Source organism: Planctomycetia bacterium (assembly GCA_016795155.1).
Taxonomy (GTDB): domain Bacteria; phylum Planctomycetota; class Planctomycetia; order Gemmatales; family HRBIN36; genus JAEUIE01.
Window position 1 is genome coordinate 75,448 of record JAEUIE010000050.1, and the last position, 13,251, is coordinate 88,698.

Here is a 13,251-nt window from a genome sequence, read left to right on the forward strand (position 1 = left end):
GAATTAAGGAATAAAGCGGTACCTATCCATCCACTCGGATACGTCACTGACATATGCAGCCAGCACCAGGAACTCCAAAACATTATTCATCATGTCGTCTCGCCGAAGCAGGAACATCCCAGGATGGTGCAGTCCACTTTTTATCCGCGCCTGGAAAAAGGCTGGCATGGTGCCTTTGTCAAATGTAACCAGGATACGCTGGTTTTGGGCCGACCACTCCAAAATATCAGGGTCGAGGCTTCGGAGTGGAAGTTCCTCCAGATCACCCACACGAACTGCGCCAATCGGATGGATTCCGAGTGCGTTGTGACGTTCGATCAAGTGCCACAGTCGTCCACGAAGATTTTCGTCAAGTAGATATCGCAGGTTCATCACTAGGCGCCGCGGGCATATCGTTGCGAGAAGCGCTGGCGTAGTTCATCCAGGGTGGGGCCATGCTTGGGCGTGGTTTCTCTCAGCCGTTCGTTTTCCGCCAGGCTGGCGTCTACATAACTGTCAATCTCCATCTGGTGATCCAGGTAGTGGGCGATAATGCGGTGCATGGTGGAGAGCGAAACAGTGGGAAATTGCAGACGCAACATCTCGGGAGAATCGCCTCGTCTGTAAAAAAAGACGATGTCTTCCAAGCCAATACGATGCCCCGTCACATGTATGTGGCCTGCACTATCAGCGGATAGGAATTCTGGAAGCTGCATGTCATTATTATATCACATGCCTGCTCCCAAGCCAAAGAGTCAAATGTAAACATCAATAAACCGTATCCGCTATCTACTGACTGTGGCACTGGCTATGCAGAGAAAAACTTAACTCTTGCCTCCGGCAGCCAGCCGGTGATATCGCGTATCCTTCAGCCGGTTGTCATTCCGCAATCGTTCCCGGCAATCGCGTGCTTTCGCCTGGTCGCCTAGCTTGTCAAAGACTTCCATCAACTGGTATAGCGCTTTGGCCTGCTGATGTCGATCTGCGAAATAGACCGTATCAACCCAGAGATAATCCCACATCGCTTCGCGGTCTTTCCTGGTCAGTCGATAGAAATCGCCACGGGTTAAATGTATCGCAGCTCGGCTGGTAGGGTCGTCGGTAGTTGCCAGCAGAGCTTCCCACTGTTCAGGAGCTTTGCTTGGATCCTGCAGGACCTGGCAGAAAATAATCCGGGCAGCAAGTTCCGGATGAATACTGCGATCAGAAATAGTCTGAAGTTCCTGGAGCGATTTCGAAGCGGCGGTCAGTTGCGATTTGCTGCCTGCTGCACCAGCTTTGGCAAACAAGGCTGACAGTTGCTGCAGGATCAGATCACTGCGAATCAGATCGCACCGGTTGGCAACTTCCTTGTTGTCGGCGCCGAAACGTGATCGTAGTTGAGCAAGGGAATCCAGCACTTCGGTAACCGGTTCTTCGCTGGCAATCAGCAGCCTTCCAAGTGTTTCCAGGCAACTGAGCGACTGTCTGGAATCGGGATGATTTTTGATGAACACCCGCAGGGCATCAATAGCCTGGGCTGCCGGAGTTCCTTTTTCCGCCTGGATAGACCTTAGCTCCGCCATTTTGTATTCCAGATGGCGTCGCAACAGTTTCTTATCAGGTGTAGTTTTCTTCATGGCATCGCTACACGCGGCCAGGGCTGCATCGTAGCGATGATCACGTTCCGACTGCCTGACGGAATTCATCTCCGCCTGCGGTTCACCATCGTAAATCACGTCTACCACATCGGGAACAGGGATGTCACTACGCCGGCCATCGCCTGAGTTAAGCGTAATCTTGCCCGGGTCTTCCTGTGCGATGGAACCTGATCGTAGCAATGTTCCGCCCGTCTTCGAACTGCGATCCAGAAAGGTAACGCGATCCTGTGCCTGGACTACACCAGCCAGCGTCAGCAGAAGAAAGAGGCTAAGTTGCTTCATGATATCTCACTTCGAAGGAATAGTGTTGCCTCTCGCGGGTTTCTGTAATCGCTCGACGGCATCCTTCAGTTTTGCATGTTTCGGGTCATCCAGCAGCTTGCGATACTGTTCTGCCTGTTTCGGCGAAGTCAAACTCGATTGCAGTGCATCCACAACGACTCCGGCTGAACGATCAATTGCCTGTTTCTGCATATCAGGATTCTTCAGCAACAGCGATTCCTGATACAGGCAATAGGCTAGGTGATAGGTCGCTTCGGTAAAGAGATCCTTCATCGCAGGGCTTTTGTCGATGTGAGGCCGGACTGCGGTTCGGAACTGATCCCAGCGGGCGATGGCTCCAGCTTTACCACTGTAGTTGCCTCGCAGTTGGAGCAACATGATTTCATCCCGCAACAGGGGTGGACTACGGCGTGCCCAGGGTTCCTTCATCAACTGCTGCATTTCCTTTTCCACCTGGGCCAAGGCCTTGTCGCGGTCGTTGGCATCAGGTTCGCTGAGTGCTGCTTGCCGCAAGGCACCAATCCGCAGCGACGTAGCCTGCCGATATAGTTTCGTCTCATCGTCGGGGTTTTCCTGTTTTGAGGCAGGATTGGCGGCAGGTGGTTTGATATCTGAAAGAACTTTTACAGCCCGTGCATAGTCGCCAATCCCTGAGTAGCTTTGACCCAGCCAGATACGCTGCTGTAAAGGCAGTTGCGGGTGCGTTGCAATAATCTCCAGAAACTGTTTGAAGCCGTCGCGCGTGGAATCATACTGTGTCTTGGCCTTTTCTCCCTGTTTCTGGTATTCCTCCATCTGCGCTTGCAGCCTGGAAGCGGTAGCCTGCAGAAACCTTGTGCTGTCACGCCAGGCTGGATCTTTCTGTCGTTTGCTGATGATCGCCAGCAGGCGTGTTGCTCCCTGTTGTGTCTGGCGAAGCTGCAGGTAGGCATTCATGACGGTTTCCATGACCTGCAGTTCGGTGCCGGGGGTGATGCCATCCGGCATCGCTTTGTCTTCAATGCATTTCAGCAATGGCTGGCTACTAGTGATAACACTCTGGAAATCTCCAAAGGTATCCTGGATACCCAGGATCAGCAGCATGGCCTGCACTTCGGTTCGCTGTTCCAAAGCATCTTTGCTTTTTTGTTGAGCAAATGCAGCGACCGATTCCTGCAGTAATTTCAAGGCACGATCTGCTTCAGGTGATTTTTGCACGATTTTACCCTGAGTCACATCCCGATGTTTGGTCCACGCAGCCAAACCCGAGAGATAACGTGCTGTGCCGGGGTTGACTTTGACACGTCCCAGCATGTCGATGGCTGCATCGTACTGCTTTTTGCTGATGAGATCACGGCCCAGAATCGAACGGGCTTCATCTGCCTGCGGTGAATCGGGAAAGCGTTGATCGAGCATGTGGGCCATTGCCAGCAATCGTTGGGTAGCAGTGGCATCGACCGTGTTGCCTTGCCGACTCAGGAATTGATACAGCCGCATGGCTTCCACAGCAGCAGCCTGGGCCACATCAGGTTGTCGGGCCGTGTTAGCCAGATGTTCGCAGATCAAAGCGGCTCGCGGACCATCGTTAGTGCGACGCAGGCAGCTTTGCAGCATGTTCCACACGCGAACGCGGTTTTTCTCCGATAGGTTGGATTCCCTCATTAAATCCTGAGCACGCCGCAATGCTGTCAGTGTAACTGCCACCTGCTGGTTGAACTGTGCTTCCACATCCTTGCGTGCCGGTGCCTGTCCCACTTCCTTCAATTTGGCTTCCAGCACCTGCTGGTTGTGAAACTCCAGCGAGGCCCGCAGCAGTGCTTCATCAAAAGTCTTGAGTGATTCAACAGGCCCCTTGGCTCGACCACTGACCCGCAACATGCTGAACTTCATCCGCTCTAGGGCTTCCTGATGATCACTCCTGCCGTTGTCCATTTCATCAATCAGGTGCAAGGCACGGTCGAGCTTAGCTTGAGCCTCCGCAGTCTGTCGTCGATTTTCAGGCGTTTCCTCCAGTTCCTTAGCATAAATACGGATAAGCATATAGCGAACATGCTGGGCATCACGGCTGTTGCCTGCACTGGTACTGTAGAGTTGCAGCCAGCGTTCCGCCATGGTCCGGTAACGGTCCCGTTCCTGACTTCTTTCGGTGATGTCGCCTGATGCATCTGCCCGCGCCAGTGGGAAGTAACGCACCGCCCGCTGTGCAATGATCGCATTGGGTGAATTGGCTTGATCGATATTGCGGTAAATCTGGTTGGCACGATTATCATCAGCGCCTTCGAGAGTTCTTGCATAAAGGGCGAAGCCCTGCCAGCCTGCCGAGCTGATACCACGATAGGTGGCGAGTTTCTCAGCAAGTTGTCTTGCTTCATCATTAGCTAAACCGGAATCACGAATACCCAGCCCTGCAATCCGGCTCTTGTCGTAACGGGCCAGTGCACGGTAGTAAAGCGTGCTTAGATATAACGGACTGCTTCGCGAGGTTGCGGCGGTCAGAGTTTTCGATGGAGCTTTTTCAGGAGCAGGCTTGATGCCCAGCAAATCTTCCTGCTGTTTCTGTAGTGTTGCAAAAATGCGATCAGCTTCATCAAACCTGGCCAGTGCTGCCTTCTGCATTTCTACAGCAACCTTTGCTGGTGGACTTGCGTTGATACCTGCCCGATCTAAGCCCGCGGCCAAACTGCGGGCCTGTTCCGCCACGGCGTTGCCCAGCGCCTGTTGTGCCTCGCCTGCCAGTCCGGGAGGTGGATTGGTTTTCAGGAAGGCTTCCAGTTCAGCGCGCGAAGTATTCAGCAATTTGTCCCGTTCGCTGCCTGTGGACATCGTTGCAGCAATATCAGCGCGGCTGCGAGACAGTTCCAGAGGCAATGCTGCTTTCACTTCCGGGCTGAGAGTGGTCTGCTGTGATTGGAGTTTTTCCAGGTATGTCAGTGCGAGGTCATGGTAACCCCGGTGCCGCAAACCCTGAACCAGCTGCAATTGTGGCGGCAAATCCTGGGCGTTGACGGATGCCACACAACTAAACGATAAAACGAAGAAAGTCAGTAGTTGCCGAATCATGCACATGAAAGTCTGAGAAAGTGGTATCTCTGCAGACTTTACCGCAGATGTGTTCCCTTGGCGAGTGCATTTTTCGAAGCGGTCAGGAATGCTTACGCCCCGTACTTCCCTAATCGTAGCGCATGCGCCATCGCCAGCAGCATCAGGTGCTTGGCCTGGAACTGTCCCAACCCACCCGTAAGGCATTCCTTTTCACTGAAAGTAGTCACACCATCCGTGCGGCAACTATCTGCCACCAGTAACGTAGGCACCGGATGCCACGAATGGCTCTTCAGCTTGCTGGGCGTGCTGTGGTCGCCGGTGATAATGAACACATCAGGCTTCAGTGCACGCATGCGTCCGATTTCGACATCGAGTGCTTCAATGGCTTTCACCTTGGCATCGAAGTTGCCATCTTCACCTGTGCTGTCGGTGTACTTGTAGTGAAGGAAGAAGAAGTCATACTGGCTCCAGAGTTTTTCCAGCGTATTGACCTGCTCGGCTAACGTGTTGCCACATTCGGAAATGGTCATGCCCACCAGTCGGGCGAGGCCTTTATACATCGGGTAAACCGCCACCGCACATGATCGCAAGCCATAGATGTCTTCCATCGTGGCAATCTGTGGATAGCGAGCGAAACCACGCAGCGTCACCATGTTGGTGGGAGCATCCTGGTGCAGAACCCTGGCTGCGGCTGCAATGAACTGATTCACCAGGTCTGCTGTCTTCTTCGAAGCGCTGTCTTCGCCCTCTGCAATCAGAGGTTTGACGCCAACCGCCTGCGGGTCGGTGTCGTTCACCTTGTCACCCAGACCATCGGCACGCAGCACCAGTACAAAACGGTGTTCTTTCACCGGCTCAACAAATAGCTCTACGCCGGGAATCTTGATCTGTCGCATCTTGGCACACATAGCCACGCAGCGTTCGGTGGTGGGTCTGCCTGCGCGACGGTCGGAGATTTTACCTTCTGCATCAACAGTGACAAAGTTACCTCGGATGGCGACATCCTTGCCACCTACGGGGAAATTGATGCCAAGCGCTTCGAGCACGCCACGACCAATCTGATGTTCGAGTGGGTCGTAACCGAACAGCCCCAGATGTCCGGGGCCGCTACCCGGCGTAATTCCCGGTAGAACCGGCATACTCAAACCACATACCCCAGAACGCGCAGCCTCATCCATATGGGGTGTCAATGCGGTTTCCAGTTCGGTCAAACCGCCGGGATTGGCAGGCAAACCGCCCAGTCCATCCGCAACAACCAGCAGAATCTTGCTGTTATTCTTCTCCCGCAGGCTGCGTATCAGGTCGTGTTGATGCATGGATTCTCTTACCGCATGATAAATAGATACTACACTGGTACACAATAGAGCTTAACGGACGCATGCCTAGCCCCAAGAGGGATTTGCGGGTACCGCAGAGACATGCTAGACTTCACTGTCTCGTCATCCAAAGGAAAACCGGTTTCATGCAATTACCCGACGAGGCTATTTCGTTTAACTATCAGTCCCTGCTCAGCCAGCCACTGATCGATGATGAATGGAAGCCTCTTGCCGAACTGCAGCATCAGCATTACCTCACTGCAGCACGGCTCAAGGCCATTGTACCGCAGATGATGCAAGTCAAAGGACAGGTGGCTACCGAACGCGAATTGCAGGACCCACCAGCCCATTTACGCCCACTTGACAGCGGCTTCATCGACCTTCCTGATAAACTTCTGAACGATCTCCGCCGAAATCGTGAGAAAAGCGAACTGGGCCGCATTCAGGCGGTCGCATCGCTGCTCCGCGATCAATGCGATCGTATCCTGGTCCTTGGCATCGGCGGTTCCTATATGGGAGCGCGGGCACTCTTTGAATCGCTACGCAGCCTGTATCACAACGAGCTTCCATTCGAAGCGAGACTGGGCATACCAAGGTTTTACTTCGAAGGCAACAATGTCGATAATGATGCCCTTCAGGAACTGCTCGAACTCTTCCAGAACACCTGCCTGTCGCCTGACGATCAGCAGGAACGCTGGGCAACGGTAGTCATCAGCAAGAGTGGCAAGACTCTGGAAACCGCTGCAGCCTTCCGCGTCTTCCGCAAGGAAGCCGTCGAACTGTATGGCCCACGCTCGGAACTCGCTCGCAAGTTGATCATCCCCGTTACCGGCCCCGGTGATTCGCCTCTGCGCAGGCTCTTCAAAGCTGAGGGGTATGGCGACGATGAAATTTTTACTATTCCTGATCGAGTGGGCGGACGGTTTTCCATCTTTTCGCCTGTCGGTCTGCTGCCTGCTGGCCTGATGGGGCTTGATATCCGTGCCTTACTGCAGGGCGCCTCGAGTATAACCCGCAATTTCCTGGAGGAGCCTTTTGAACGCAACATCGTTCTCCAGTTTGCTGCAGTCTGCTACTTGATGACCGAAGAACTTGGCAAGTCGATGCGAGTCATGGCTGTCTGGTCGAAGAAGCTTGAAGCGCTCGGTTTGTGGTACGATCAACTCATGGCTGAAAGCCTGGGTAAACAGGGCCGGGGTGCTACGCCGATTACCTCGGTCATGACTCGCGACCTCCATTCGCGTGGACAACAGTTCCAGGAAGGCAAACGCGATAAGCTGATCGTCAACATCACGGTGAAGTCCAACAAATCTGGCCCCATTGCCATCGGTATGTCAGATCGCAATGAAGATGGCCTGAATGAATTCAGCCGCAGAAATTACCCTTCCATCATGCAGGCAGCTAATCGTGGCACCAACGATGCCTATTCCGATGCGGCACGCCCCACCTGCGAAATTGTGCTGCCTACTCTCTCTGAATACAACATGGGCCAGTTGATGCAGATGCTCATGCTGGCAACGGTCGTCGAAGGCAAATTGATGGGTATTAACCCCTATGGTCAACCAGGGGTGGAAGCGTACAAACGTAACATGATGAATCTGCTGCGTGCAGCCAGTACGCAGGATATCAACAAGAAGAATACTGCAGAGTAGACATGTTAGCACCTTATGCCGGCCTACTATCCCTCGTCATCCTGGGCATAGCATCATTCCAGGATGCAACCAGGACAGATAAAACACATCGAAAAACCATTGTCCACCAGGTGGTGCCTGTTTCCGGCAAAGAGGTGATTGGGCCTGCCGAAGTTTCAGTGGCCATTAATCCCATCAAACCTGATGAGGTAAGAGCCATCTCGTTTACTCACGGTGGCAGCACGCTGTATACCTCCGACGATGGCGGCCTCAAGTGGACATCATCGCGTTTTCCCCAAACGGATAACACCCGAATGCAGGGTGATGATCTGCTCGTCTACGATGCTCAGGGTAACCTGCATCATGCCTGCATCCGCTTCACCGGCATTCGAACCAAGCGACCAAGCCGGGCGGGGAACGGCATTTTCACGCACCGCTACCTTGAAGGCAAATGGTCACCAGCTACCCCGGTCGTTGATCACGTCAACACGGTGGAACCCTTTGAAGACAAACCCTGGCTGGCGATTGATAACAGCGCTTCCAGCCATAAGGGAAATGTTTACGTCAGTTGGACTCGTTTTGATGAATACGGGAATAAAGATCCTGACAAGAAAAGCCATCTGTATTTCAGCCGATCCACCAATGGCAGAGCAGGGTATCAGCCCGTGATACGCGTTTCCGACACGCCCGGCGATTGTGTTGACAGCAGCCAGACCATTATGGGTGGCATGCCCGCTGTGGGGCCGAAAGGACAGGTGTATGTTGTCTGGTCCGGGCCCGTGGGCATCATGCTCGACCGGTCACTCGATGGCGGAGTGACGTTCGGCAAGGATGTTCAGGTGCAGAACAATCCCGGCGGATGGGATCAACCCGTCGCAGGCACCATGCGTGCTAATGGCTTGCCTGTTATCGGCGTGGATCATTCAACAGGGCCTCGCCATGGAACCATCTACGTCACCTGGGCCGACACCCGGCACGGTGATCTCGATATCTTCTGTTGCAGTTCTTCAGATCAGGGTGCAACCTGGACCCAGCCTGTGCGGGTGAACAACGATCCGCAGAAGAATGGCAAACTGCAGTTCTTCCCCTGGATGTCCGTTGACCCAGCAGATGGCTCGGTCAATGTGCTCTTCTACGACCGTCGCGATGAAGAGGGCATGCAAACCACCATGACGATGGCTCGCAGCATTGATGGCGGCAAGACTTTTGTGAATTATGCCATCAATCAACCTGCCTTCACCTGCAGCGACAAGGTCTTCTTCGGCGATTACATTGGCATCGCCGCTCATCACGGTAAACTCGTTGCTGTCTATTCGTATTTCAAAGGCAAAACCGAACTGGCATTGTCTGCTGCTGTGTTCAAGTTCAAACCCGGCACGCAGGAAGTGGTTGAATAGCTTCATGGTGTGCGATTTGAGATCAAGACTTAAGGCTTGTTTATGAGCTTCTCAAGCCGTTGGTTCGTCTTAACAACATCCTCCTTCAGCGAAATCAACGCGGACTCAGATATAACACCTGCTGCAATCTGCTTCTGGCAGAAACTGATCCGGGCTTCCTGTTCGGTGAGAATCTTTTGGAGACACTCACTTGCTTCTACGCTGTTCTGACGGCTGAGTGCCAACTCCAAGCGAGCTTCCAGCCATTTGATATTCGACAAGAGAACGTTATCGTGTGCTATCAGACCGGCCTGATAACGTTTCTCGGCAACATCCTTCGCCTCAGCAGCAAGACGCACCAGTTCATTCAGTTTGGATGGTGGATTGGATTGTGGTGGAACTACCGACGAGTTTAGTTCCTTTGTACCAGGAATGGTTATGGTGATCGAACTACTGCCGCCCCAGCCGACAGAAATCAATTGTCGATGGATCAGTTTACCATGCCGACTTGCAAAGAGCCAATAGTTCCCTGGAAGCAATTTGATTTCGTGTTTCATTTTATAGGCAACGATTTCTACTGGTCCATTCAAATAGCTGGAAAAGGTTGTATGTTTCGTTGGGTATTCATCCACGGTATCGACAGTTTCCATGAGATGAACTATGGTGTCCAGGTCTGGCAATTCCAGATTTAATTGATGCTGAAAAGGTCTGCTGACGAACGATGCAATATGCGTTAGACCTGTGAACTCCGTAAATGCCAATAGCGATGCAATCACAATGATGGCAGCGATTAACTGATCACGTAGGAATTTCTTTCGAATCGGGCTAACAGCGGCTGGTCCCTGTACTTCCGACAAGGCGGCAATCAGATACTCTGCAACTTCGGCAGATGTTTGAAAGCGTTCATTCGGTTCCTTGGCCATCAGTTTGCTGACAATGCCATCGATCCAGCCGGGTAACTCCCGGTTAACGGTGGAAACCGGTTCAGGCTGGTGTTCGCTGACCTTTTTGAGTGTTGCCAGCGTGGTGTTGGCCTGGAATGGCGAACTTCCGGTACACATGGCATAAAGGGTGCTTCCCAAGCTGAAAATATCACTTCGGGCATCAACGGGTTTGCCGTCAGCCTGCTCAGGAGACATGAATGCCGGTGTGCCGACGATCTGTCCTTGTTGCGAGACGCTGGCATCATCTACAGCTTGAGCGAGGCCAAAGTCACTGATCTTCACTCGTTCTATACCATTTTCCAGCAGAATATTGCTTGGCTTGATATCACGATGAATAAGTCCTTGCTTATGAGCGGCAGCAAGACCCTGGGCAATCTGCATGCCGATTCGCAGTATCTCTTTCAGTCTCAATGCGCCATCGTGTTCGATCTTTTGCTGCAGCGTTTTCCCATGGATGTACTCCATCACCAGATGCGGGATGGGATCTTCCTCTACTTCATGAATGCTGACAACATGCTCGTGCCGAACTGCAGCGACGGCTCGTGCCTCGCGGATGAATCGTTGCCGGGCAGACGCATGGTTCGCCAGTGTGGGCGACAAAACTTTCAGAGCCACCACGCGATGCAGTTTTTCATCGAATACGCGGTAAACGATGCCGAAACCACCCTGACCCAACTCTTCGAGTACTTCATAATGGCGGAAGCGACCGAGTGAGCCAGGCTGCATGGAAACTGTCAACCAGGGTGCGAGCGGATTATCGTTTCTGCTGGATCGCTCACCCCTGACCGAAGTATCACTGAAATCACTGGTTTGCGTATTTCCGGAACTCGGGTTCAGCTTGCCCGGGTCGAGAAAGCTATCAGCTGGATGATGTGCCTTGAGTAGCGATTCAACGCGTTCTCGCAGAGCTGCGTCGCTGCCACAAGCGGTAACGATAAAATCAGCCCGTTCTGCTTCAGGCAGTTCAAGAGCCTGCAGGAATATCGATTTGGGATTGGTTTGGGTATTCATGGATTATCCTCGTTTCAGATACCTGCGTAAACGAGGGCCAGATTGTCTCACATCATAGAAGAAATAGTGACAGAATTCTCAGGACTGAGCTTATCACGCAGCCAGGCACGGGCATAAGTCCAGCTTCGATAGGCAGTGGTCCGGCTTATTTCGAGCAATTCCGCTGCTTCCTCCAATGAAAATCCGGCAAAAAAATGCATGTTGACTACTTCCGCAGAGACAGGGTCTTCCTGTTTCAGGAGTTCGAGAGCTTCATGAATGGCGAGCACCTCGGCAGGTGGTAACTTGGGGGTCCAGGAGGGTTCTTCCAGCGGAAATTGTTCCCGATTTCCACCCGCTTTCTGCGAATGCTTGTACCTGGCGTAATCGACAAGAATGCGTCGCATGGCCTGTGCCGCTGCACCGAAAAAATAGCGACGATTGGTAAAAGATGCCTCACTGCCTAGTAATCGCAGGTACGCTTCATTGATGAGAGCAGTGGGTTGCAGGGTATGCCCTGGCTTCTCCCGGGCCAGCATCGATTTGGCTAACGTCCGCAGTTCCTGATAAAGGGTTTGCCATATTTTCTCCTGTGATGCTACATCCCCCGATTCAAGCTGTTGCAAAAGCAATGAGATATCATTCATGGCAACAAATCGCTCACCTGAGTTGGTAGTCTCTAGTTGCTGCACTGCATGTTATCATATGCAGATTATTTACTCGCGAATTTCCTCCGCATGGCATAGAGCAGAATTACCGTACCCACAACAACGCTTAACACCGATCCGGTAAACACGCCAATCTTGCCTGCTACTTCCTCGGCAGGGAAAACTGCCTTGGGAAACGACAGCGAATTGATAAAGAGTGCCATGGTAAAGCCAATGCCCGCCAGGCATCCTCCCCCAGCGAGAATCTGCCAGTTGACTCGGTCAGGCAAACGGGTGATCCCCAGTTTGACTGCACTGTAGCACGCTGCCATGATCCCCACCGGTTTGCCAATCAGCAGTCCGAGTGCCACGGCGATAGCAATGGGATCGATCAGATGGGTAACATCAAGCTTTACACCAGCGTTAGCCAGTGCAAACACCGGCATGATCACAAATGCCACCCACGGGTGCAGCCCCGATTCCAATCGGTGTAACGGTGAAATGGCTTCTCGGGCGACAAACTGCATCTGGTTTAAGTAGCGTTTCGAAGGTGTGGCTACTTCTTGTCCATCCTGAAGATATTCCCAGGTATTCTTGATGGCGTCGGAAAATACCTGGCTGTCAATCCACGCACTGCTGGGTGTCATCAATCCGAGAAGAACACCAGCCACCGTGGGATGCACTCCTGCCCGAAGGAATGCAAACCAGATGAACACTCCCACAACGAAATAGACCGAAATGCGTCGCACTCCCATGCGATTCAACACGATGATCAGGGTAAATGCCAGTACACCTGAACCCAGCCAACCCCAATCGATCGATTGGCTGAAGACCGCAGCAATGATAATGACGGCAATAATGTCATCCACTATAGCGAGCGTCAGAAGAAAGATTTTCAATCCAAAGGGAACGCGGCTTCCAAGCAAAGCCAGCACGCCGACGACGAAGGCAATGTCTGTTGCCATGGGGATGGCCCAGCCTCGCTGCCCGGGCTGACCCCACTGCAGCAAGTAATAAATCAGCGCTGGCAAGACAACGCCACCGATAGCGCCAACTATCGGCAACATGGCCTTGCGGGGATCGCGCAATTCCCCCATGACAATTTCCCGTTTAACTTCCAGGCCTACCACAAAAAAGAACAGCGTCATCAAGCCGTCATTGATGATGAGATGGCCTACATCGCCGATCAGCTTGAACGTGCCAATTTCCAGGTTGATAGGCGTCTTCCAGATACCGGCAAACCATTCGGCCCATTGAGAATTAGCCAGATACAGCGCTACCAAAGTGCAAATGAGAAGTACAATGCCGCTGGCTGCTTCGATCTCCAGAAATCGCTTCACTGGTCCCAGCAAGCGCGCAACGGGCGGCTTGGGCAGTTGAGGAAATGGTTGATCAGTCTTCGTCTGTTCCATCATGTCTCTCGTG

Annotated in this window: 10 protein-coding genes; 2 read left to right on the forward strand and 8 right to left on the reverse strand. The window is 52.8% G+C overall.

The genetic code is table 11. From position 1 onward, the window contains the following. Positions 1-3: 3 nt before the first annotated feature. The 5 genes from JNJ77_17075 to JNJ77_17095 form a co-directional block, all read right to left on the reverse strand. Positions 4-372: a DUF5615 family PIN-like protein gene (locus tag JNJ77_17075; protein ID MBL8824302.1), complete on the reverse strand. Its 369-nt coding sequence runs from the start codon at positions 370-372 to the stop codon at positions 4-6. Positions 373-374: 2 nt separating this feature from the next. Beyond that, positions 375-695, reverse strand: a complete 321-nt coding sequence (locus JNJ77_17080; protein ID MBL8824303.1) for a hypothetical protein — start codon at positions 693-695, stop codon at positions 375-377. A 108-nt stretch (positions 696-803) separates the two neighbouring features. After that, entirely contained in the window at positions 804-1,901 is a 1,098-nt protein-coding gene (locus tag JNJ77_17085) for a tetratricopeptide repeat protein (GenBank protein ID MBL8824304.1), read from the reverse strand. 6 nt (positions 1,902-1,907) lie between these two features. Next, entirely contained in the window at positions 1,908-4,895 is a 2,988-nt protein-coding gene (locus JNJ77_17090; protein ID MBL8824305.1) for a hypothetical protein, read from the reverse strand. A gap of 137 nt (positions 4,896-5,032) precedes the next feature. Further along, entirely contained in the window at positions 5,033-6,238 is a 1,206-nt protein-coding gene (locus tag JNJ77_17095) for a 2,3-bisphosphoglycerate-independent phosphoglycerate mutase (protein MBL8824306.1), read from the reverse strand. Positions 6,239-6,384: 146 nt separating this feature from the next. Here JNJ77_17095 and JNJ77_17100 point away from each other — a divergent pair, with 146 nt between their 5' ends. Both JNJ77_17100 and JNJ77_17105 read left to right on the forward strand, forming a co-directional pair. After that, the gene (locus JNJ77_17100; GenBank protein ID MBL8824307.1) at positions 6,385-7,890 is read left to right on the forward strand and encodes a glucose-6-phosphate isomerase; all 1,506 of its coding nucleotides are present in this window, start codon (positions 6,385-6,387) and stop codon (positions 7,888-7,890) included. A gap of 2 nt (positions 7,891-7,892) precedes the next feature. Continuing rightward, positions 7,893-9,266 carry an exo-alpha-sialidase gene (locus JNJ77_17105; GenBank protein ID MBL8824308.1) on the forward strand — a complete coding sequence of 458 codons (1,374 nt, stop codon included), beginning with the start codon at positions 7,893-7,895 and terminating at the stop codon, positions 9,264-9,266. A 29-nt stretch (positions 9,267-9,295) separates the two neighbouring features. Here the strand turns inward: JNJ77_17105 and JNJ77_17110 are convergent, their stop codons facing one another. The 3 genes from JNJ77_17110 to nhaA form a co-directional block, all read right to left on the reverse strand. Further along, positions 9,296-11,200 carry a protein kinase gene (locus JNJ77_17110; GenBank protein MBL8824309.1) on the reverse strand — a complete coding sequence of 635 codons (1,905 nt, stop codon included), beginning with the start codon at positions 11,198-11,200 and terminating at the stop codon, positions 9,296-9,298. Positions 11,201-11,247: 47 nt separating this feature from the next. Continuing rightward, entirely contained in the window at positions 11,248-11,826 is a 579-nt protein-coding gene (locus JNJ77_17115) for a sigma-70 family RNA polymerase sigma factor (protein MBL8824310.1), read from the reverse strand. Positions 11,827-11,891: 65 nt separating this feature from the next. Next, a complete protein-coding gene (gene nhaA, locus JNJ77_17120) occupies positions 11,892-13,241 on the reverse strand; it encodes a Na+/H+ antiporter NhaA (GenBank protein MBL8824311.1) in 1,350 nt (449 codons plus the stop codon). Between the last annotated feature and the right edge of the window lie 10 nt (positions 13,242-13,251).